The following is a 22,889-nucleotide window of genomic DNA, read 5'->3' on the forward strand; positions in this document are numbered from 1 at the left end:
CTTAGTCCTTCTTCACTTCCTTGAACTCGGCGTCGACGACGTCGTCGGCAGCCTGTTGCGCACCACCCGCGTGAGCCGCGCCTTCCGCCGCACCGGCCGCGCCGGCGGCACCCGCCTGCTGGGCCTGCATGTCGGCGTACATCTTCTCGCCGAGCTTCTGCGACACCTTGCCGAGCTCCTCGACCTTCGCGTCGATCGCAGCCTTGTCGGCCGACGAGTCCTTCAGCACTTCTTCGAGCGACTTCAGCGACGCTTCGATCGCTTCCTTCTCGCCCGCGTCCAGCTTGTCGCCGTACTCGGTCAGCGCCTTCTTCGTGCTGTGGACCAGCGCGTCGCCCTGGTTACGCGAATCGGCCAGCTCGCGCAGCTTGTGATCTTCCGCTGCGTTCGCTTCCGCATCCTTGATCATCTGGTCGATTTCAGCCTCGGACAGGCCCGAGTTCGCCTTGATCGTGATCTTGTTTTCCTTGCCGGTCGCCTTGTCCTTCGCGCCGACGTGCAGGATGCCGTTCGCGTCGATGTCGAAGGTCACTTCGATCTGCGGCACGCCGCGCGGTGCGGGCGGGATGCCTTCGAGGTTGAACTCGCCGAGCAGCTTGTTGCCCGCCGCCATTTCGCGCTCGCCCTGGAACACCTTGATCGTCACGGCGCCCTGGTTGTCGTCGGCCGTCGAGTACACCTGGGCGTGCTTCGTCGGGATCGTCGTGTTCTTGTTGATCATCTTCGTCATCACGCCGCCGAGCGTCTCGATACCGAGCGACAGCGGGGTCACGTCGAGCAGCAGCACGTCCTTGCGGTCGCCCGACAGCACCTGGCCCTGGATCGCCGCGCCGACCGCGACGGCTTCGTCCGGGTTCACGTCACGGCGCGGATCCTTGCCGAAGAACTCCTTCACCTTCTCCATGACCTTCGGCATGCGCGTCTGGCCGCCGACCAGGATCACGTCGTCGATGTCCGACACCTTGACGCCTGCGTCCTTGATCGCGATGCGGCACGGCTCGATCGTGCGCTCGACGAGGTCTTCCACCAGCGCTTCCAGCTTCGCGCGGGTGATCTTCAGGTTCAAGTGCTTCGGGCCCGACGCGTCCGCCGTGATGTACGGCAGGTTGATTTCGGTCTGCTGGCCCGACGACAGCTCGATCTTCGCCTTTTCGGCAGCTTCCTTCAGGCGCTGCAGCGCGAGCACGTCCTTCGACAGGTCGACGCCCTGCTCCTTCTTGAACTCGCCGATGATGTAATCGATGATGCGCTGGTCGAAGTCTTCGCCGCCGAGGAACGTGTCGCCGTTGGTCGACAGCACTTCGAACTGCATTTCGCCGTCGACGTCCGCGATCTCGATGATCGACACGTCGAACGTGCCGCCGCCGAGGTCATACACGGCGATCTTGCGGTCGCCCTTCTCGACCTTGTCGAGACCGAACGCGAGCGCGGCTGCCGTCGGCTCGTTGATGATCCGCTTGACTTCGAGGCCCGCGATGCGGCCGGCGTCCTTGGTCGCCTGGCGCTGGCTGTCGTTGAAGTACGCCGGCACCGTGATCACGGCTTCCGTGACCGGCTCGCCGAGGTAGTCTTCGGCCGTCTTCTTCATCTTGCGCAGCACTTCGGCCGACACCTGCGGCGGCGCGAGCTTTTCGCCGTGCGCTTCGACCCATGCATCGCCGTTGTCGGCCTTGATGATCGAGTACGGCATCAGGCCGATGTCCTTCTGGACTTCCTTCTCTTCGAAGCGGCGGCCGATCAGGCGCTTCACGGCGAACAGCGTGTTCTTCGGGTTGGTCACCGACTGGCGCTTGGCCGGCGCGCCGACGAGCACTTCGTTGTCGTCCATGTACGCGATGATCGACGGCGTGGTGCGCGTGCCTTCCGAGTTCTCGATGACCTTGACCTGGTTGCCTTCCATGATGGCGACGCACGAGTTCGTGGTGCCGAGGTCAATACCGATGATCTTTCCCATTTTTTCCTAATCTCCAGAAATGCTTGTTTGCTGCACGAAACGCCGCGTTTTTGGGCCGTTTCGCACGCCAGAATTCAACTCTGTTCCCGAAATGCGTCCGTCCGATCCGTTTTCAAGACCCGACGAGCGATGCGGATATTAAATTTTTTCAATCGCCGCCGGCTAGCGGATCGTGCGGGCCGCCGGTGCCCTCGCCGGACGGCGCACCGGCCGCCGCGGCAATCTTCGCGCGTGCCGCCGCGACGGCTGCCTGGAACTGCGCGAGGCCATGCCAGCCGGTCGCGCGGCCCAGCCGCTTGCCGCGGTGGAAGAAGAACCACGTCGGCACGCCGTGCAGCCCGAAGCGGCGCCCCAGCTGATGGTGTTCGTACACGTTGCAATGGAACCACTTCAGGTCCAGCGCACGGATCGCGTCGGACTGGGCGAGCATCGCCTTCTTCGCGATCTCGCAGTTGAAGCAGTCGACGCCCCAGAAGAACACCACGGCCAGCGCATCGCCCGCGCCGCCGACGGCCGCGTCGAACGTGCCGGCGTCGAGCGCCTGCATGTCGAACGCGTCGAACGCGGCCGGATCGACGCCGGCGGGCACCATGCCGGCCGCCTTACTTCGGCTGCGCGACGGTGACGAGCGCCGGGCGCAGCACGCGGTCGGCGATCATGTAGCCCTTTTGCAGCACCGTGACGACGGTGTTCGGCTCCTGCTCGGCCGGCACCATCGAAATGGCCTGGTGCTGGTGCGGATCGAACTTCTCGCCGACCGGGTTGATCGCGACGACGCGGCCCTTCTCGAGCGCGCTCGTCAGCTGGCGCAGCGTCAGCTCGACGCCCTCGCGCACCTTCGCGATGTCGCCGGAGGTATCACCGACGGCCGCTTCCAGGCTGTCCAGCACCGGCAGCAGGTGTTCCGCGAAGCTCTCGATTGCGAACTTGTGCGCCTTCGACACGTCGTCCTGCGCGCGGCGGCGCACGTTCTCGGTCTCGGCCTTCGCCCGCAGGAAGCTTTCCTGGAGCTCGGCGACCTTGGCTTGAGCCTCCGCGAGCGCCGCGTCGGCGGCTTCGGCGGCGGGTGCGGCGCCTTGCGCCGTCTGCTTCTCGCTGCCGATGTCTTCGGCCGATTGGGTAGCCGGATTCTCTTGCGTGTTTTCCATGTCGCTGAAAGTCGATTAGAGGTTGAAGCCAAATCGGCGACCGCCGGACGTATACCCGGCCGGCGGCACCGCACATTACTGGTGCAAATAAGGGCGAAAACTGCGGTTTCAAGTCGGTCATTCGCCGACATTCGCCAATGCCGCGAAACAACCGCGCGTTTTCCGGTGCAGGCGTCGCATAGTCCGCCGGATCGGGCGAAACGGCCTGTAACAACGCTTACCCGGCAAGTACTAGCTCCGCACAGGCCGGCTGAACTACACTCCACTCAAGCGTCGGAAAAGCGTGTTTACCCTAGCTGACCGTCGCCTGACATCCACCTGGCGCCGTTTTCACCCTTGTTCTCGAGGGGAGTACCGTGAAACTGACCTTTGCGATATCGGTGGTCGCGCTGGTACTCATTGCCGGCACCACCACCATCTGCCTGTCGGGAGCCGTCACCGACCGCACGACCGAATACGGAAGCGCGCGGGCGACGTTCGACCAGATGTTCAGCTCCCACCAGAAAATCTGTCGATGATGCGCCGGTCGCGCTTCGTCGGCCGGCCGTGCAGTTCGGCCGCCGGCTCGCGATACGTGCGGCGCCGCTCCAGTTCGGCGAGCCGCGCGACCCGCCCCGCTTCCGTTTCCGCGTAGAGCGTCTGCGCGACGCTCGCGGGCCCGCGCACGTCGCACACGCCCAGCACGGCAATGTGCCAGACGATGCCGTCGATCGCAATCTCGACCTCGTCGCCCACCCGTACATCCTTCGCCGGCTTGACCGACGCGCCGCCGATCTTCACGTGTCCCTTGTCGACCGCATCGGTCGCGAGCGAGCGCGTCTTGAAGAACCGCGCCGCCCACAGCCATTTGTCGATGCGCAGCTTCGCACCCGGGTCCGTGGAAATCTTGTAGTTCATGTCAGCCTCCGCCGGGCCGCCGTGCACACACAGGGGTCGGCGTTCGACAGATGGGGGGACTTCGTCCCCCCAAGCGAACATAGTGAGCGTGGGGGTCCTTTCATCTCAGCCTCCGCCGGGCCGCCCTGTGAAGGCTGACCGCTCCCTCGGAAAATGACGAACAAAGCGCGTGGAAATCGTTTCATCTCAACCCACCGTTTCGGGCTGCGCGGCCTTGACGGGCCAGCCCTGCAGATTCTCCGCGACGATCTCGCCGAGCGCGCCGATCCATGCGGACGCGCCGTTCAGGCACGGAATGCGGTGGAAGGTCTTGCCGCCGCCGGCGAGGAACTCGTCGCGCACTTCCATGCCGATTTCCTCGATCGTCTCCAGGCAATCGGCCGTGAAGCCGGGACAGAACACGTCGGCCCGCCGCACGCCGGCCTCGCCGAATTCGCGCAGCGTCGGCGCGGTGTACGGCTGCAGCCATTCGGCCTTGCCGAAGCGCGACTGGAACGTGATGCGGCATTCGGTGCCCGACAGCCCGAGCGCGGCCATCAGCAAGGCGCCCGTCTGCTGGCACTGGTCGTGATACGGGTCGCCGAGGTCGAGCGTGCGCTTCGGCACGCCGTGGAAACTCAGCACCAGCTTGTCGCCGGCCGCGAAATCGGGCCGGCCGTGCTGCGCCCAGTACTGGCGCACCTGCTCGGCCAGCGCGTGGATATAGGCCGGATGGTCGGCGTAGTGCCGCACGGTGCGCACTTCCGGCTGATTGCGCATGCGCGCGAGCGCGTCGAATGCGGCATCGAACGCGGTGGCCGTGGTCGACGCCGAGTATTGCGGATACATCGGCATCAACAGCACGCGCTCGACGCCCGCGCGCTTGAACTGCGCGAGCGCGTGCGAAATGTTCGGGCTGCCGTAGCGCATCGCGTAGTCGACCGTCACGTGATAGCCGTTCGACACGAGCAGGTGCCGCACGCTGTCGGTCTGACGCTCGGTGTACACGCGCAGCGGCGAGCCCTCGGGCATCCAGACGGCCGCGTATTTCTTCGCGGACGCACGGCCGCGCAGCGGCAGGATCAGCGTGCGCAGCAGCACCTGCCAGACGGCCTGCGGGATTTCGACCACCCGCGGATCCGACAGGAATTCGGCCAGGTAGCGCCGCACCGCGCGCGGCGTGGGCGCGTCGGGCGTGCCGAGATTGATCAGCAGCACACCGATACGATGGGCGGCCGCGATACTCGAAGGCGGCTCAAGATCGAAACGCATGGGCAAGAACGTGCTCGGGGCACGGGACCGGACGGCTCTCAATTATAGCGGGCCGCCCCGTGCCGTTCGGCCGACTGTCGCCGCAAGCGGCGCCGCGGCACGATAGCGGGGCGGGATCGGGCTGGCGATCGCCGGCCATCGCCGGTCATTGCTGGCTCAGCGTGAGCGACAGCAGGCGCGCGGTGATGTCGACGATCGGGATCACGCGGTTGTACGCCATGCGGGTCGGCCCGATCACGCCGAGCGTGCCGACGATCTGCCCGTTCACCTCGTACGGCGCGGTGACGACGCTCATTTCCTCGATCGGCACGAGCGTCGATTCGCCGCCGATGAAGATCTGCACGCCCTGGGCGTGGCTCGATACATCGAGCAATTGCAGGAGGCCCGTCTTTTGGTCGAATACGTCGAACAGCTTGCGCAGCCGCGCCATGTCGGACGACAGGTCCGCCACTTCGAGCAGGTTGCGCTCGCCGGAAATCAGCACGGTGTCCTCGGTGTCGGGCACCTCGGTGCTGGCCGTCACGGCCGCGTGCATCAGCGTCGTCATGTCGCCGCGCAGCTGGTCGATCTCGTCGCGCAGGCGGCGGCGCACCTCGTCGAACGACAAGCCGGCGAAATGCGCATTGATGTAGTTGGACGCCTCGGTCAGCTGCGACGGCGAATAGTCGCGCGGCGTCGCGAGCATGCGGTTCTGCACGTCGCCCTCGGGCGTGACGATGATCAGCAGGATGCGCTTGTCGGACAGGCGCATGAACTCGATCTGCTTGAACACGTGGCTGCGGCGCGGCGTCAGCACGACGCCCGCGAACTGCGACAGGTTCGACAGCACGCTCGCGGCGGCCGCGACCACCCGCTGCTGCGGCTCGCCGGCCTGCAGCGTGTTCTGCACCTGGCGCGCGACGGCCTCGGCGTCGATCGGCGCCTCGACCGTCAGCATCGTATCGACGAACAACCGGTAGCCGCGCGGCGTCGGCACGCGGCCGGCCGACGTGTGCGGGCTCGACACGAGGCCGAGCTCCTCCAGGTCGGACATCACGTTGCGGATCGTCGCCGGGCTCAGCTCGAGCCCGGAGTAACGGGACAACGTGCGCGATCCGACTGGCTGACCGTCGGCGATATACCGTTCGATCAGGGTTTTCAGGAGGGTTCGTGCGCGAGGATCTAGCATGGTGGAAAATTTTAGCGCAACGGCGCGACCGCGGCGAGTGGCGTCGGCCACCGTTGCGCGGGCCGGGCCGATCCGGCCCCGTCGGGGCACTGCCGGTTCTTTTCGTCAACGAGCTATGGTGTAATGCCGGCATGAAAACCGGTAATCAGTTCAAGACTGTCGCGCTCGTCGGCCGGAGCAACACGCCCGGCATCGCCGAGCCGCTCGCCACGCTGGCGGACAGCATCGCCACGCTCGGCTTCGAGGTCGTCTTCGAAGGCGAGACCGCGCGGGAAATCGGCATCGCCGGCTACCCGGCGCTCACCCCGGCCGAAATCGGGGCGCGAGCAGACGTGGCGATCGTGCTCGGCGGCGACGGCACGATGCTCGGCATCGGCCGCCAGCTTGCGCCATACCGGACACCGCTGATCGGGATCAACCACGGGCGGCTCGGCTTCATCACCGACATCGCGGCATCGGACATGCACGCGCTCGTGCCCGTGCTGCTGGCCGGCAAGTTCGAGCGCGAGGAGCGCTCGCTGCTCGAGGCGCGGATCATGCGCGACGGCGAACCGATCTACCACGCGCTCGCGTTCAACGACGTCGTCGTGAACCGCAGCGGCTTCTCCGGAATGGTCGAGCTGCGCGCGTCGGTCGACGGCCGCTACATGTACAACCAGCGCTCGGACGGCCTGATCGTCGCGACGCCCACCGGCTCGACCGCCTATGCGCTGTCGTCGGCCGGCCCGATCCTCCATCCGCAGCTGGCGGGCATCGTGCTCGTGCCGATCGCACCGCACGCGCTGTCGAACCGGCCGATCGTGCTGCCCGACGATTCGAAGATCGCGATCCAGATCGTCGGCGGCCGCGACGTCAACGTGAACTTCGACATGCAGTCGTTCACGTCGCTCGAACTGAACGATACGATCGAGGTGCGCCGCTCGAAGCACACGGTGCCGTTCCTGCACCCGATCGGCTATAGCTACTACACGACGCTGCGCAAGAAGCTGCACTGGAACGAACACGCATCGAACGAAGACGACAAGGCGTCCTGACGCACCACCGCCCCGACACCATGCTCCGCCACCTCTCGATCCGCGACTTCGTCATCGTCGCCGCGCTCGATCTCGAATTCGACAGCGGCTTTTCCGTCTTTTCCGGCGAAACCGGCGCCGGCAAATCGATCCTGATCGACGCCCTCGCCCTCGCGCTCGGCGAACGCGCCGACGCGAGCGTCGTGCGCACCGGCTGCGGCCGCGCCGACATCACGGCCGAATTCACGCCGCACGACCGCGTCGCGCGCTGGCTCGACGAACACGCGTTCGACGCCGAGGACACCGTGATGCTGCGCCGCGTGATCGACGTGAACGGCCGCTCGCGCGCGTTCATCAACGGCACCAGCGCGACGCTCGCGCAGCTGCGCGAGCTCGGCGAGATGCTCGTCGACATCCACGGCCAGCACGCGCACCAGTTGCTGATGCGGCCCGACGCGCAGCGCGAGCTGTTCGACACGCACGCGGGGCTCGTCGCCGATGCCGCGAACGTCGCGCGCGCGTGGCGCGTGTGGCGCGACGCGACGCAGGCGATCGACGCCGCGAAGGCGCACGAGCGCGAGTTGCAGCTCGAACGCGAAAAGCTCGCGTGGCAGCTCGCCGAACTCGACAAGCTCGCGCCGCAAGCCGGCGAATGGGACGAAGTCAGCAACGAACACAAGCGCCTGTCGCATTCGGCGAACCTGATCGAAGGCGTGCGCGGCGCGCTCAACGCGCTGTCCGAGTCCGACGACGCGATGCTCGCGCAGCTCGGCGCGATCGTGTCGAAGCTACGCAGCCTGGCCGACTACGACACCGCGCTCGGCGATGCGCTCGCGTCGCTGGAGCCGGCCGAGATCCAGTTGCAGGAAGCCGTCTATTCGCTGTCGCACTACGCACAGCGCGTCGATCTCGACCCGGAGCGGCTCGCGCAGGTCGAAACGCGTCTCGACGCGCTGCACTCGACCGCCCGCAAGTTCCGGCTGCCGCCCGACACGCTGCACGAAGAGCATGCGGCGCGCCGCGCGCAACTCGCCGCGCTCGATGCGGCCGCCGATCTGGGCACGCTCGAGGCGGCGCAGGCCAAGGCGCGGGAAGCCTATCTCGCCGACGCCAAACGCCTGTCGAAGGCGCGCGCTCAGGCCGCCAAGGCGCTCGGCACGGCCGTCACGGCCGGCATGCAGGAATTGTCGATGGCGGGCGGAAGCTTCGAAGTCGCGCTCGTGCCGCTCGCCGACGGCGGCCCGCACGGGCTCGAGCAGGTCGAATTCCGCGTGGCCGGGCACCCGGGCGTGCCGCTGCGGCCGCTCGCGAAAGTCGCGTCGGGCGGCGAACTCGCGCGGATCAGCCTCGCGCTCGCGGTCATCGCCAGCGCGGCGAGCCCGACGCCGACGCTGATCTTCGACGAAGTCGATACGGGGATCGGCGGCGGCGTCGCCGAAGTGGTCGGCCGCCTGCTGCACCAGCTCGGGCGCGACCGCCAGGTGTTGTGCGTGACGCACCTGCCGCAGGTCGCCGCGCGCGGCGACCATCATTTCCAGGTGGCGAAGGGCGCCGACGAGCGCGGCGGCACGGTATCGTCGGTCGTCCCGCTCGACAAGGCGAGCCGGGTCGAGGAAGTCGCGCGGATGCTCGGCGGGCTCGAGATCACCGCGACGACGCGCAAGCACGCAAAGGAAATGCTGGCGGCCTGACCGGCTCGCAAGCGGGCCGCCCGTCGAAGCGGCGCGCGGCGTCCGCGCGACGGAAGCGCCGCTGTCCGTTGCCGCGGCAGGCGGCGCGGCGCGTGACGGCCACCCGCGGCTTCCGCCGTCACGGCAAGCCCGCACCGCGGCCGCGGCCGCGCTTACTTGCTCTTGCACATCGCATGCATGTTCGCGACACCCTTCTCGCGCCATGCCGCCCACTCGCCGCCCGTCCCAGGCACGTCGCCGAGCACCCACCAGCCGTTGAGCCAGGTCTTGCCCGCATGGCTGACCTCGTGGCACGGCGTCGCGTAAGTCTTCTTCGGATCCCATGCGGCCGCGCCCTCGCCCGCCGACGCACGCACGGTCACGTCGTGAGCCGCGTTCGCGGTGCGGCCCTGTGCATCGGTCACCACCAGCCTGAACGCATAACGACGCTCGTCGACCGCCTTCGGCGCGGTGAGCGTCGCGGTCGCGCCGTTCTGGGCGATCGACACCCCGGCCGGCCCCGTCCACGCATACGTCAGCCCCTTGCCCGTCGACGACGCGCCGGACAGCGTAACCGTCGCGCCGCCGTCGACCGACGCCGGCCCGCTGATCGCCGCGCGCGGCGGCGCGATGATCTCCTGCGCCTTCACCTTGACGACGTGGGTGGCCCGCGCCGTATAGCCGTTTTTATTGCTCACGGTCAGCTCGAACGCGAATTCGCGGTCCTGTTCGAGCGTCGGCGCGACAAAGCGCAGCTCCGCGCCGGCCGGCCGTGCGTCGATGCCGGCCGGCACCGTCCACGCGTGGCGCAGCGACTCGCCGGCCGACGCGGCGCCCGACAGCACGACCGCCGCGCCCGCGGCTGCGTGCTGCGGGCCGGTCACCACCGCCCGCGGCAGCAGCAGGCCGTCGTTCGTCACGTCGACCACGGCGCCGTCGGGCCCGACCGACTGGACGGTGATGATCTTGCCCGACAGCGTGTCATGCAACGCGTGGCCCGGCATCAGCGGCGCGTCCTTCATCCCTGCCGGGCTGCCGGGCATCGCATCGACCAGCGTATTCGTCACGACGTTGCCGCCATGCGCGACGGTCCGCACGATCACGCCGTTGACGAACGGATCGTCCGACTTCCAGTCGTCGAAGCCGCGCTGCGGCTGACGAAACTCGAGCCACAGCGTCGAACCGTCGGCGCGCGCGATGCGGTACGCCTTCGCACCCGGCGCATCGCCCCACAGCGGAGCGAGCCGGTAGGTGCCGTCCGCGTTGATCTCCGGCACGTCGGCCGCGCCGAGCCAGCCGGCGAACAACTGATAGCTCGCCGGATACAGGCGCCGGCCGCCGCCGCCCATCGTGTCGGCGGGGTCGTCGATCTTGCCGGCGCGGCATGCGCCGCCAACCTCGACCGTGCCGCCCGGCGTCGGGCAATCGACCAGCGAGCCCGGATGCTTCGCGCCGAGGTTATGCCCGAATTCGTGCGACCACATCCAGTAGCCGTGGCCGCTCGCGTTCGACAGGATCCAGTTGCCCGGCGTCGCCGCCAGCGCGCCCCAGCCGCAATGGCTCATTTTCGGCAGGTCGACGAACAGATAGTTGAACTTGTCGGGGTTCACGCCGCGCGCGAGCGCCGCGTTGCGTGCAGCCGTGCGGATCGCGCCGGCGTCGCAGGTCGCCGGCCGCTCGCCGAGATTGACGCTGTCGAGCGTCTGCCCGTGCAGCGTCAGCTTGCCGCGCGACGCAACCTCGAGATAGCGCCGCAGCGACGCATAGTCGTCGCCGTCGCCGAACACCGCCTTGCGCACGACCTCGCCGTCGGCCGGCTTCGAATCGTTGAAGTGGGCCACCATCAGCAGCACGGACTTGTCGCCGAGCAGCGGACGCTGCGACGGCGCGATCGACACGGCCGACTTCCAGATCGACGACGGCTGGCCGCGCAGGTTCTGCGTCGCGACGCCGGCGCCGCCGTCGCGCGGGGCCAGCACCTCGGCAGTCCGGCCGGTATTGGCCCGGTACCGGTTGCCGAACACCATCTGGCCGTCCAGGCCGCGGTCCGGCCGCCAGTCGCGCATCGTCTGGTCGCCCTCGCTGCAGACGCCGACCGCCACGCGCCCCATGCCGGTATCGCCGGCGGCCGAGTGCAGGCACATCTTCGTGCCGCGCGCGGCGCTCGCGCCGGTGCTGACGATGCGCTGGAAACCGTCGCGCGGCTCGAAGGTCCAGTCCTGGGCGGCGCCGCCGTCGCATGCGGCGAACACCGCCGCGTTGTCGGCCGGCCGCCATGCGAGGCACTGGCCGTCGCCGCGCGACAGGTTCGTGAGGGTCGTGGAAGCCGGCTCGGCGGCACCGGCGGAAGCGGAAAACAGTCCGGCGGCAGCCGCGGACAGCGCCGTCGTGGCGAAGGCAAGGCGAAACGGTTTCAAGATGGTACGGGCTCGTTGAGGGCGCGCGGCGCCGGTTGAACGGAAAGCCCGCATTCTTTCGATCCAGGCGCTGCCGCTCAAACAATCTCAAACGATTCTCAACACGGCCGGACCGGCCGCCCCGCACGACAAGCCGACGCCGTGCCCGCCGCCCGTCACGCGCCGCCGAACACGCGTTCCCACAGCGCCGTCACGGCTGCCCGCTCGTCGGCCACCAGGGCCGGATCGACCCGCGCCTTCTCCATCCCGTCGAGCCGCAGCTTGTGCTGCAGCTTGCGGTACTTGCGATACGCCGCGCCGACGCGCTCGGCTTCGTCCTCGCCCATCAGCCCGAAGCGCGCGACCTCGCGCAGCAGCGCGATGTTGCCGGTATTGCGGATCAGCTCGGCGTCGCTCGACGCATGCAGCAGCACCCAGTACTGGACGATGAACTCGATGTCGACCATCCCGCCGCGATCGTGCTTCAGGTCGAACAGCTCGGTGTGGTTCGGATGGCCGGCGAACACCTTGCCGCGCATGTCGACGATCTCCTTCGCGAGCACGCCGCCGTCGCGCGGCGTCGTCAGCACCTGCTGGCGGATCGCCTCGAAGTCCGCGCCGATCTGCGCATCGCCCGCGCTGTAGCGGGCGCGCGTCAGCGCCTGGTGCTCCCACACCCACGCGGTGTTCGCGGCGTCGCCCTCGCGCAGCTGATAGCGGCGAAACGCGTCGAGATCGGTGACGAGCAGCCCGGCCTCGCCGTTCGGCCGCAGCCGCAGGTCGATGTCGAACAACGCGCCCGCGCCGGTCGCGGTCGTGAGCCACGTGATCAAGCGCCGCGTGAAGGTCGTGTAGACGTCCGCCGAGCGCTCGTCCGGGTCGTCGTACAGGAAGATCAGGTCGAGATCCGACGCGTAGCCGAGCTCCTTGCCGCCGAGCTTGCCGTACGCGATCACCGCGAACTTCGGCACGTCGCGATGGCGCTTCGCAAGCTGCGACCAGACGACTTCGATCGTCACGTCGAGCACCGCGTCGGCCAGCTCGGACAACCGGTCGCTCACGTGCTCGACCGACAGTTGCCCGGCCAGATCGATCAGCAGGATCCGGAACACCTCCGCGTGCTGCGCGTGGCGCAGCAGGTCCATCTGCTGCTCGGGGCCGTCGGCCGCCGCGAGCCGCGCGCGCAGCGCGGCCTTGAACGCGGGCCAGTCGAACGGGCTCGCGATCGCCTCGTCGTCGAGCAGCTCGTCGAGCAGCTGCGGATGGCGGATCAGGTAGCCGCCGCCCCAGCGCGTCGCGCCGAGCACCGACAGCACGCGGTCGAGCGCGGCCGGATATTCGGTCAGCAGCGCGAGATAGACGCCGCGCCGGCTGACCGTCTCCAGCAGGTCGAACAGGCGCACGATCGTGTCGTCGCGACGCGCGGCGTCGATCTTCGGCGCGGCGTCGAGCGCGCGCTGCGCGACGCTGTCGAAGCGCTGCCGGCTCTTTTCCGGCAGCCCGGTGTAGCGCGACGATTGCCAGATCGCGCGCAGCCGCGCGAGCACGGCGGCCGGATCGGCGAAGCCCAGGCCATCGAGGCGGGCGACCAGCGCGTCGTCCTCGCCGTCGTCGGCCAGCGCGCCGCTCCAGATCCACGCGGCCGCCGTGTCGTCGCCGGCCGCGCACGGCGCGCCGCTCACCTTGTCGGCGAAAATCTGGTCGAACTGCGCTTCGACGAACGTGCGGTGGCCGTCCAGCACCGTCATCAGCGCCGCGTAATCGGCAAACCCGAGCGACGCGGCCAGCGCCGCACGCTCGTCGGGCTCGACCGGCATCGCGTGCGTCTGCGCATCGTTGCGGTACTGCAGCCGGTGCTCGAGCGTGCGCAGGAAGTTGTACGCGTCGGTCAGGCGCTCGCGCACGTCCTCGCCGATCAGCCCGCGCGCCTGCGCATGGCGCAGCACCGCGAGCGTCGGCCGCACGCGGAATTCCGCATCCTGGCCGCCGCGGATCAACTGGAACACCTGCGCGCTGAACTCGATCTCGCGAATCCCGCCGCGCCCGAGCTTGATGTCGTCGGCCTTGTCGGGCCGCATCGACGCGCGCCGCGCGGCTTCGTGCCGGATCTGCTGGTGCAGCGAACGGATCGCGCCGATCACGCCGAAATCGAGATAGCGGCGGTATACGAACGGCTTGACGATCGATTCCAGCTGCGCCGCCAGCCGCTGCGCCGCGTCGCTGTCGCCTTCCGACACGAGCCGCCCCTTGATCCATGCATAGCGCTCCCACTCGCGCCCCTGCACGTAGAAATATTCCTCGAGCATGCCGATGCTGCAGACGAGCGGCCCCGAATCGCCGTTCGGGCGCAGCCGCATGTCGACGCGAAACACGTAGCCGTCGGCCGTGACCTCGGACAGCACGCCGATCAGGCGACGGCCGAGCCGCGTGAAGTATTCCTGCGTGGACAGCGGCGAACGCGTGCCGCCGGTGGTCTCGCCGTCGTCCTCGTAGACGAAGATCAGGTCGATGTCCGACGACACGTTCAGTTCGCGGCCGCCGAGCTTGCCCATCCCGACCACGCCGAGCGCGACGCGCTGGCCGTCGGCGCCGCGCGGCTCGCCGTACAGCGCCTCGAGTTCGGCCGACAGCAGCGCGAGCGAGCGCTGCACGGCCACTTCGGCGAGATCGGTCATCGCGCCCGTGACCTCGGCGACGTCCGCCAGCCCGCGCAGGTCGCGCTCCGCGACCGCGCCGAACGCCTCGGCGCGCAACTGCCGCAGCGCGCGCTTCAGTTGTTCGTCGCCCGGCGCGGCCGTGCCGGCGGGCGTCGCGAGCAGCTCGGTCAAGCGCGCGTCGAGCTGCGCGCGGCCGAGCGGCGCGGCCGCCCACGCGGCGACCTGCTCGGCCAGCGCGGGCCGCGCGGCAGCCGCGCGGGCAAGGTATCGGGAATAGGACGTGCTGATCAGGGCGGAAGCGTCGGTCATCGAGAAGCGGGCCTGGCGGAAAGGCCGGCGGGCAGCGGGCCGGCGCGTGCGCGCCCCGCTGCCCGCCGGCCCCATGGACTCGGCGCGGCCTCGCCGGACGCGCGTGCGCCCGTCGCGACACCGCGCGCCGGAAAGCCCGTGCCGTGCTGCCCCAACGGCCGCCGGCACGAACCCGTGTGATACATTTCAACGTCAGTCTGCAAAACTACCATATCGCCGCCCGTCCGCCGCATGTCCGACCGTCAGGAATCCGCCGTAGCTGCGCCCGAAGCGGGACCTCCGAAGCACGATCATCCGGTCCTGCGTCGCGTGTTCAGGGTGACGCTGGCAGTCGGGATCGGCACCTACTTCGTCGCGGCCGGCGCCTTCCTCGGGCTGCGCTACGTGCTGCTGCCCCGCATCGACGAATTCCGCCCGCGCATCGAGCGCGCCGTGTCCGACAAGCTCCACGCGCAGCTTTCGATCGGCAAGCTTTCCCCGAACTGGTCCGGCATGCAGCCGGGCGTCGAACTCACGAACCTGACGATCCGCGGCCGTGACGGCCAGGTCGCGCTGTCGGTGCCGCACGCGACGGCCGCGCTGTCGTGGATGTCGCTGCTGCGGCTGTCGCCCGCGCTGTCGAGCCTGATCGTCGACCAGCCCGACCTCGTCGTCGCGCGTGCGGCCGACGGCTCGCTGAGCGTCGCGGGCGTCGGCGTCGCGACCACCCACGGCGGCAACGACACGTTCGGCACCTGGCTGCTGAAGCAGGAGGCGATCGTGCTGCGCGGCGGCACGCTGCGCTGGCGCGACGCGCAGCACGACGCACCGGAGCTGGTGCTGTCGGGCATCCGGATCGCGGTGCTCAACGACGGCCGCGTGCACAAGGTCGCGCTGCAGGCGCCCGCGAACGGCACGCTGCTGCTCGGCCCGCTCGATTTCCGCGCGCGCTTCAAGCACAAGCCGCTCGCGCCGATCGGCAAACCGGCGAACTGGACCGGCGACGCGTACCTGTCGACCGGCCCCGTCGACCTGCAGACGCTGACGCGCTATCTCGACGTGCCGCTCACGATCCACGCGGGCCGGATCGACAACGCGATCTGGGCGACCTTCGGCGACGGCCACCTGCACTCGGCGGGCGGCGACCTGCAAGGCGCCGATGTCGCGCTGCGCGTGCGCCCGACGCAACCGCGGCTCGACGTGCCGACGGTCGGCTTCGGCTGGGACATGGTGCTCGATGCGGGCCACGACTACACGCTGCACCTGACGCGCTTCAATGCGGAGCTCGGCCAGCCGCCGCTGCCGGACGGCACGCCGCTCGCCCGCTCGCTCGCGCTGTCGACGCTGACGGCGCGCTACCGCGTGCCGACCGCGAACCAGGGGCAACTGCTCAGCGTGGTCGGCGACCGCGTCGATCTCGGCATCCTCAGCGAATTCATCCGCGGGCTGCCGCTGCCGGCGCGCCTGCGCAACGAGCTGATCAAGATCGACCCGCGCGGGATGGTGTCGAACTATCACATCGAGGTCGAGCGCGCGAAACCCGCGCACGCCGATCTCGTCGACGAGGAGCGGCGCATGGGCGCCGCGCCGATCGTCCGCTACCGCTTCCTCGGCGATCTGCAAGGCATCAGCTTCGCTGCGCAGGAGCCGCCGCCCGGGCTCTCGCCGCGCGGCCACCCGCGCGCCGGCTGGCCGGGCGTCGAGAACCTGTGGGGCCGCGTCGATGCGAACGAGACGGGCGGCGCCGCGCATATCGACACGGTCAACGCGGCCGTCACCGTGCCCGGCGAATTCGACGAGCCGCGCCTGACGTTCGACCGGCTGCGCGGCAACGCCAAATGGACGATCACGCCCGCGCCCGGCGACAAGCACGCGCGCGTCGACGTGTCGCTGCCCGACTTCCTCGTGTCGAACCCCGATGCCGAAATCGCGGTGTCGGGCTCGTACACGAACCCCGGCCACGGCCGCGGCTCGCTCGACCTGCGCGCCGATTTCGCGCGCGCGTCGGTCGCGCGCATTCCGCGCTACCTGCCGACCGGGATGTCCGAGCACCTGCGCGACTATCTCGGCCACGCGCTGCAGGACGGCAAGGTGACCAAGGGCGCGTCGATCGTCGCGCGCGGCCCGCTCGAAAAATTCCCGTTCGAACACGAGCCGGACGCCGGCGTGTTCCACATCGTCGCGCCGTTCACCGGCGGCCGCTTCGAGCCGACGCCGTACCCGCCGCGCAAGCTCGCGAACGGCACGCCGAGCGTCTGGCCCGCGCTCGACGGGATCGACGGCGTGTTCGAGCTCGCGCAGAACAAGCTGCGCTTCGACATCGCGCGCGCGCACTACAAGCACGTCGCGCTGACGAAGGTCACCGGCCGCATCGACGATCTCGGCAATCCGTCGCACTCGCCGCTGATCATCGACGGCCATGCGCAGGGCCCGCTCGCCGACCTGATCGACTACGCGGACAACAGCTCGCTCGGCACGATGAGCGGCCACATCGGCCAGCGCATCGATGCGCAGGGCCCCGCGTCGCTCGCGCTCAAGATCACGATTCCGCAGCACGTCCCCCATCCGCACACGCACGTCGAAGGCGCGCTCGCGTTCGGCGGCAACACGCTGTCGACCAGCGGCGTACCACCGTTGTCGGCGCTGCGCGGCAGCGTCCGCTTCACCGAGGCCGGCGCGTCGCTGCACGCGCTGTCGGGGCGCTTCCTCGGCGGCCCGGTGCGCGCGAACGGCACCTTCCAGTCGCACGGCCCGTACGCGGTGGACGTCGACGGCCGGCTCGCGCTCGACGCCGCGCGCGGCCTGAACCTGCACGGCGCGGCCGCCGCGCTGCTCGAGCACGTGGTCGGCGACGCGCCGTACAAGGTCGCGGTGCGCGGCGCGCCGGGCCGCCTGCCCGACGTCAGCGCGCAATCCGACCTGACGGGCGTGGCGCTGAACTTCCCGGCGCCGTTCGCGAAACCGGCCGGCACGCCGATGCCGTTCCGCTTCACGCTGCAGCCGGCGCCGCAGGCGGACGGCAAACGCCTCGAACACGCCGACCTGACGCTCGGCCCGGTGACCGCGACCTACCTGCTCGACGCGACGCGCGGCCAGCCGCTGCGCGCGGTACGCGGTGCGATGGGCATCCACCGGATGCCCGACATGCCGCAGGACGGCGTGAGCGCGGCCGTCGACGTCAACGAGCTCGACGCCGACGCGTGGCTCGCACTGGCCCGCACGCTGCAGCCCGACACGCCGCGCGCACCGGAGCCGCCGGCCGCCCCGCGCATCGACGTCGCGAGCTTCACGCCGAAGCGCTTCGCGCTCCACTTCGGCACGCTGAAGCTGCTCAAGCGCAACTGGGAGAACGTGATCATCGGCGCGTCGCACGTCGACGACCTCTGGCAGGCGAACATCGCGTCGAACCAGGTGTCGGGCTACCTGTCGTGGGCGCCGGGCGGCGGTCACAACGGCGCGGGCGTGCTGAACGCGCGGCTCGCGAAGCTCGTCGTGCCGCAGAGTGCGCAGCACGACCTCGTCGGCCGCGCGATGAACCTGCCGACGCCGACCGACCGCCCGATGCCGTCGATCGACCTGATCGTCGACCAGGTCGTCGCACGCGATCACGACATCGGCCGGCTCGTCGTCAACGCGCGCAACCTCGACGAGGACGGCACGCCCGTGTGGCAGCTCGACAAGCTGGAACTGTCGAACCCGGCCGCGAAGCTCACGGCGACCGGCAACTGGCGCACGTCGCGCCGCGCGCTCGCCCGCGGCGCCGGCGAAAACGACGCGCCGCGCCGCACCGTGTTCGACTTCAAGCTCGACATCGACAACGCGGGCGCGCTGCTCGACCGCGTCGGCCTGCCGCGCACGCTCGCGGGCGGTCACGGCTCGGTCACGGGCAAGGTCGGCTGGCACGGCGGCCCGACCGCGCTCGACTTCCCGTCGCTCGGCGGCCAGGTCGCGGTCGACCTCGAACACGGGCAGATCCTGAAGGTCGATCCGGGCGCGGCGAAACTGCTCGGCGTGCTGAGCCTGCAGAGCCTCGCGCGCTTCCTGACGCTGAACTTCCGCGACGTGGTCGGCAAGGGGCTGCCGTTCGACAAGATCACCGGTACCGGCCGGATTTCGAACGGGATCGCGCGCACCGACGACTTCTCGATGATGACGGGCCCCGCGAACGTCACCGTGCGCGGCGCGGTCGATCTCGGCGCCGAGACGCAGGATCTGCATGCGCATGTCGCGCCGAAGATCAGCGCGGGCGCGGCCGCGATCGGGGCGGCCATCATCAACCCGCTGCTCGGCGTCGGCGTGCTGGCCGCGAACTACGCGCTGTCGGAGACGCTGTCGCACGCGTTCGCGCTCGACTACGCGATCACCGGCTCGTGGGCGCACCCGCACATCGAGCGGGTGCGCGGCGATCAGGGTAAGATGAATCACGGTCCGGCCGATGCATCGAGCCATTGAGCGCGCATCGAACCGCGCAAGGCGCCGGGCCGCACCCCATTTATGACGCAACCGATTCCGCGATGACCGACCACGCCCGTTCCGCCACGCCCTTCCGGGTCGCCGCGCTGCAGATGGTGAGCACGCCGGACGTCACACGCAATCTCGCCGAAGCGCGCCGCCTGATCGCGGAAGCCGCCGGCGAAGGCGCGCAGCTCGTGCTGCTGCCCGAGTATTTCTGCTTCATGGGCCACCGCGACACCGACAAGCTCGCGCTTGCCGAACCGTACCGGGACGGCCCGATCCAGCAGTTCCTCGCCGACGCCGCGCGCCGCCACGGCATCTGGGTGATCGGCGGCACGCTGCCGCTGAAGGCGCCGGAACCCGATCGCGTGCTGAACACGACGCTGGTGTTCGATCCGTCCGGCAACGAGGTCGCCCGCTACGACAAGATCCACCTGTTCAACTTCGAGAAAGGCGACGAATCGTTCGACGAGGCGCGCACGATCCGTGCGGGCGACACGGTCGTCACGTTCGACGCGCCGTTCGGGCAGGTCGGCCTGTCGGTCTGTTACGATCTCCGCTTTCCGGAGCTGTATCGCCGCATGGGCGACTGCGCGCTGATGGTCGTGCCGTCGGCGTTTACGTATACGACGGGCCGCGCGCACTGGGAAACGCTGCTGCGCGCGCGGGCCGTCGAGAACCAGTGCTACGTGCTCGCGGCCGCGCAGGGCGGCAAGCACGAGAACGGCCGGCGCACGTGGGGCCACAGCATGCTGATCGACCCGTGGGGCGAGCTCGTCGCGGTGCGCGACGAGGGCGCGAGCGTCGTGCTCGGCACGCTCGATCCGCAGCGCATCGCCGACGTACGCCAGAGCCTGCCCGCGTGGCGGCACCGCGTGCTGACCTGAATCCGCCGCACCGCTTGAAACGCCGCGCGGCCCACCCATCTGCCCGGCAGCACCCGACAACTTTTTGAGAACTCCCGATATCCGCATGAACATCATCGAACCCGGCATCCGCAACCTCGCGCTGGCGAAGGACATCCTGCTCACGCCGTACGGCCTCGACGAAAGCCTGCTCACGCGCACGATCGCCGACATCTTCACGCATCGCGTCGACTACGCGGACCTGTACTTCCAGGCGACCCGCAGCGAAGCGTGGAGCCTCGAGGAAGGCATCGTCAAATCGGGCAGCTTCAGCATCGACCAGGGCGTCGGCGTGCGCGCGGTCGCGGGCGACCGCACCGCGTTCGCGTACTCGGACGACCTGTCGCCCGAAGCGATCGCGCAAGCCGCCGCCGCGACCAAGGCGATCGCGGCGGCCGGCGGCGGCCGCCAGAAGATCAAGGCGGCCACGTCGCTGACAGGCATCTCGGGCCGCGACCTGTACCTGCCGTCCGACCCGCTCGCGTCGCTCGACGCGACGGCCAAGGTCAAGCTGCTCGAACGCATCGAGCAGATGGCACGCGGGCGCGACCCGCGCGTCACGCAGGTGATGGCCGGCCTCGCCGGCGAATACGACGTCGTGCTGGTCGCGCGCAGCGACGGCGCGCTCGCGGCCGACATCCGGCCGCTCGTGCGCGTGTCGGTCACGGTGATCGCCGAACAGAACGGCCGCCGCGAGATCGGCTCGGGCGGCGGCGGCGGCCGCTTCGACTACGGCTACTTCACCGATGAAATCCTGTCGCGCTATGTCGACGACGCCGTGCACGCGGCGCTCGTCAACCTCGACGCGCGCCCCGCGCCGGCCGGTGCGATGACGGTCGTGCTCGGACCGGGCTGGCCGGGCGTGCTGCTGCACGAGGCGATCGGCCACGGCCTCGAGGGCGACTTCAACCGCAAGGGCTCGTCCGCGTTCGCGGGCCGGATCGGCGAGCAGGTCGCCGCGAAGGGCGTGACCGTCGTTGACGACGGCACGCTGCCGAACCGCCGCGGCTCGCTGAACATCGACGACGAAGGCAACCCGACGCAGTGCACGACGCTGATCGAGGACGGCATCCTGAAGGGCTACATCCAGGACACGCTGAACGCGCGCCTGATGAAGATGCCGGTCACGGGCAACGCGCGGCGCGAGTCGTACGCGGCGCTGCCGATGCCGCGCATGACCAACACCTACATGCTGAACGGCGACAAGGATCCGCAGGAAATCCTCGCGTCGGTGAAGAACGGCCTGTACGCGGTGAACTTCGGCGGCGGCCAGGTCGACATCACGAACGGCAAGTTCGTGTTCTCGGCGTCCGAGGCGTACATGATCGAGAACGGCAAGATCACCTACCCGGTCAAGGGCGCGACGCTGATCGGCAGCGGCCCGGAATCGCTGAAGTACGTGAGCATGATCGGCAACGACATGTCGCTCGACACGGGCGTCGGCGTGTGCGGCAAGGAAGGCCAGAGCGTGCCGGTCGGCGTCGGCCAGCCGACCCTGCGGATCGACAAGATGACGGTCGGCGGTACGGCATAACCGCATCGCAGCGCAGACAATCCGCGCATTTTGAAGAAAACGCGCGGATTATCCGCATTTTCGACGCCTCCTGGTTGCCAGCCGCCCGGGGACGGGGTATAAATTCCGAATCAACTTTTTTGACGAGCCGAATTTCCGTCATGTCCGCCAAGTTTTACTTTTACTTTTTTTGGTATCTCAGACCGCTGGCGGATCGAGAGGGTTGATGGCGCGTAACGCGCAACCGAAATTCCCGAAAAAACCGCCGGCGAACCCGGCGGTTTTTTTTCGCCCTTCGCCAGCCGGTCGCCGCCGCAAGCCGCCCCGCAGCCGCGACCAGCGCCACTGAATTGCCCGAATTGATGAATCTGCCGCACGCGCATTGACCGAACGGCGCCCCGGAAAATTAGGAGAAACAGCATGCCCCCGCACAACACCGACGACGTCCGCATCCGCGAACTCAAGGAACTGACGCCGCCCGCCCACCTGATCCGCGAATTCGCGTGCTCCGAAGCCGCGTCCGAGCTGATCTACCACTCGCGCCAGTCGATGCACCGCATCCTGCACGGGATGGACGACCGGCTGATCGTCGTGATCGGGCCGTGCTCGATCCATGACACGAAGGCGGCGATCGAATACGCGGGCCGGCTCGTGAAGGAACGCGAGCGCTTCAAGGGCGAACTGGAAATCGTGATGCGCGTGTACTTCGAGAAGCCGCGCACGACGGTCGGCTGGAAGGGGCTCATCAACGATCCGCACCTCGACAACAGCTTCAAGATCAACGAAGGGCTGCGCACCGCGCGCGAGCTGCTGCTGCAGATCAACGAAATGGGGCTGCCGGCCGCGACCGAATACCTGGACATGATCAGCCCGCAGTACATCGCCGACCTGATCTCGTGGGGCGCGATCGGCGCGCGCACGACCGAGTCGCAGGTGCACCGCGAGCTCGCGTCGGGGCTGTCGTGCCCGGTCGGCTTCAAGAACGGCACCGACGGCAACGTGAAGATCGCGGTCGACGCGATCAAGGCGGCGTCGCAACCGCACCATTTCCTGTCGGTGACGAAGGGCGGCCATTCGGCGATCGTGTCGACGGCCGGCAACGAGGACTGCCACGTGATCCTGCGCGGCGGCAAGGCGCCGAACTACGACGCGGACAGCGTGAACGCCGCCTGCGCGGACATCGGCAAGGCCGGCCTCGCCGCGCGCCTGATGATCGACGCGAGCCACGCGAACAGCTCGAAGAAGCACGAGAACCAGATCCCCGTGTGTGCCGACATCGGCCGCCAGATCGCAGCCGGCGACGAGCGCATCGTCGGCGTGATGATCGAGTCGCACCTCGTCGAGGGCCGCCAGGACCTGAAGGAAGGCTGCGCGCTGACCTACGGCCAGAGCATCACCGACGCATGCATCGCGTGGGACGACAGCGTGAAGGTGCTCGAAGGCCTCGCGGAATCGGTGAAGGCACGCCGCGTCGCGCGCGGCAGCGGCAACTGAAGCACGCCGACAGGCTGACCGTGTGGCCCCGCCTGGCGGCGGATTGGCCATGCGGCCAGGCTGCGGTCGGCGTGTCGCTC

Annotated in this window: 16 protein-coding genes; 7 read left to right on the forward strand and 9 right to left on the reverse strand. The window is 69.0% G+C overall.

Features of this window, described 5'->3' with window-relative positions:
* Nucleotide 1: 1 nt before the first annotated feature.
* From dnaK to grpE, 3 genes are all read right to left on the reverse strand, one after another.
* Nucleotides 2-1,954, reverse strand: coding sequence for a molecular chaperone DnaK (gene dnaK, locus HWW87_RS12670; protein ID WP_175820511.1), 1,953 nt, complete (start codon nucleotides 1,952-1,954; stop codon nucleotides 2-4).
* A 148-nt stretch (nucleotides 1,955-2,102) separates the two neighbouring features.
* On the reverse strand, nucleotides 2,103-2,546 hold the full coding sequence (locus HWW87_RS12675; RefSeq protein ID WP_175820512.1) for a thioredoxin family protein: 444 nt from the start codon (nucleotides 2,544-2,546) through the stop codon (nucleotides 2,103-2,105).
* Nucleotides 2,547-2,556: 10 nt separating this feature from the next.
* The gene (grpE, locus tag HWW87_RS12680) at nucleotides 2,557-3,102 is read right to left on the reverse strand and encodes a nucleotide exchange factor GrpE (RefSeq protein WP_174388791.1); all 546 of its coding nucleotides are present in this window, start codon (nucleotides 3,100-3,102) and stop codon (nucleotides 2,557-2,559) included.
* A gap of 356 nt (nucleotides 3,103-3,458) precedes the next feature.
* Between grpE and HWW87_RS12685 the strand changes: the two genes are divergently transcribed.
* The gene (locus HWW87_RS12685) at nucleotides 3,459-3,620 is read left to right on the forward strand and encodes a hypothetical protein (RefSeq protein WP_006476841.1); all 162 of its coding nucleotides are present in this window, start codon (nucleotides 3,459-3,461) and stop codon (nucleotides 3,618-3,620) included.
* On the opposite strand, the gene HWW87_RS12690 is transcribed toward HWW87_RS12685, so the two are convergent.
* From HWW87_RS12690 to hrcA, 3 genes are all read right to left on the reverse strand, one after another.
* Nucleotides 3,592-3,999, reverse strand: coding sequence for an RNA-binding S4 domain-containing protein (locus tag HWW87_RS12690; RefSeq protein ID WP_175820513.1), 408 nt, complete (start codon nucleotides 3,997-3,999; stop codon nucleotides 3,592-3,594). The two genes, HWW87_RS12685 and HWW87_RS12690, sit on opposite strands and share 29 nt — an antisense overlap.
* Before the next feature lie 186 nt (nucleotides 4,000-4,185).
* Entirely contained in the window at nucleotides 4,186-5,250 is a 1,065-nt protein-coding gene (hemH, locus tag HWW87_RS12695) for a ferrochelatase (RefSeq protein ID WP_174433007.1), read from the reverse strand.
* Nucleotides 5,251-5,395: 145 nt separating this feature from the next.
* Nucleotides 5,396-6,418, reverse strand: a complete 1,023-nt coding sequence (gene hrcA / locus HWW87_RS12700; protein ID WP_011544637.1) for a heat-inducible transcriptional repressor HrcA — start codon at nucleotides 6,416-6,418, stop codon at nucleotides 5,396-5,398.
* A 131-nt stretch (nucleotides 6,419-6,549) separates the two neighbouring features.
* On the opposite strand from hrcA, the gene HWW87_RS12705 reads away from it, so the two are divergent.
* Entirely contained in the window at nucleotides 6,550-7,452 is a 903-nt protein-coding gene (locus tag HWW87_RS12705; protein WP_175820514.1) for an NAD kinase, read from the forward strand.
* A 20-nt stretch (nucleotides 7,453-7,472) separates the two neighbouring features.
* On the forward strand, nucleotides 7,473-9,122 hold the full coding sequence (gene recN, locus HWW87_RS12710; RefSeq protein WP_175820515.1) for a DNA repair protein RecN: 1,650 nt from the start codon (nucleotides 7,473-7,475) through the stop codon (nucleotides 9,120-9,122).
* Nucleotides 9,123-9,274: 152 nt separating this feature from the next.
* Here recN and HWW87_RS12715 read toward each other — a convergent pair whose 3' ends face one another.
* Nucleotides 9,275-11,518, reverse strand: a complete 2,244-nt coding sequence (locus HWW87_RS12715) for a carbohydrate-binding protein (protein ID WP_244107190.1) — start codon at nucleotides 11,516-11,518, stop codon at nucleotides 9,275-9,277.
* Nucleotides 11,519-11,673: 155 nt separating this feature from the next.
* Nucleotides 11,674-14,463: a bifunctional [glutamate--ammonia ligase]-adenylyl-L-tyrosine phosphorylase/[glutamate--ammonia-ligase] adenylyltransferase gene (gene glnE / locus HWW87_RS12720; protein WP_175820517.1), complete on the reverse strand. Its 2,790-nt coding sequence runs from the start codon at nucleotides 14,461-14,463 to the stop codon at nucleotides 11,674-11,676.
* A 231-nt stretch (nucleotides 14,464-14,694) separates the two neighbouring features.
* Between glnE and HWW87_RS12725 the strand changes: the two genes are divergently transcribed.
* The 3 genes from HWW87_RS12725 to tldD all read left to right on the forward strand — a co-directional run bounded on the left by HWW87_RS12725 (nucleotide 14,695) and on the right by tldD (nucleotide 21,336).
* Nucleotides 14,695-18,894 (forward strand): AsmA-like C-terminal region-containing protein, encoded by a 4,200-nt coding sequence (locus HWW87_RS12725; protein ID WP_175820518.1) that lies wholly within the window; start codon nucleotides 14,695-14,697, stop codon nucleotides 18,892-18,894.
* 62 nt (nucleotides 18,895-18,956) lie between these two features.
* Nucleotides 18,957-19,784 (forward strand): carbon-nitrogen hydrolase family protein, encoded by an 828-nt coding sequence (locus HWW87_RS12730; protein ID WP_175820519.1) that lies wholly within the window; start codon nucleotides 18,957-18,959, stop codon nucleotides 19,782-19,784.
* 85 nt (nucleotides 19,785-19,869) lie between these two features.
* Complete coding sequence (gene tldD / locus HWW87_RS12735; protein ID WP_175820520.1) at nucleotides 19,870-21,336, forward strand: metalloprotease TldD; 1,467 nt, start codon at nucleotides 19,870-19,872, stop codon at nucleotides 21,334-21,336.
* A 110-nt stretch (nucleotides 21,337-21,446) separates the two neighbouring features.
* Here the strand turns inward: tldD and HWW87_RS12740 are convergent, their stop codons facing one another.
* Complete coding sequence (locus HWW87_RS12740) at nucleotides 21,447-21,737, reverse strand: hypothetical protein (RefSeq protein ID WP_175820521.1); 291 nt, start codon at nucleotides 21,735-21,737, stop codon at nucleotides 21,447-21,449.
* Here HWW87_RS12740 and aroG point away from each other — a divergent pair.
* Nucleotides 21,736-22,809 (forward strand): 3-deoxy-7-phosphoheptulonate synthase AroG, encoded by a 1,074-nt coding sequence (gene aroG, locus HWW87_RS12745; protein WP_006476851.1) that lies wholly within the window; start codon nucleotides 21,736-21,738, stop codon nucleotides 22,807-22,809. The genes HWW87_RS12740 and aroG overlap by 2 nt on opposite strands.
* Nucleotides 22,810-22,889 lie beyond the last annotated feature (80 nt).

The sequence above is a fragment of the Burkholderia sp. BCC0419 genome (assembly GCF_902830285.1).
GTDB lineage: Bacteria > Pseudomonadota > Gammaproteobacteria > Burkholderiales > Burkholderiaceae > Burkholderia.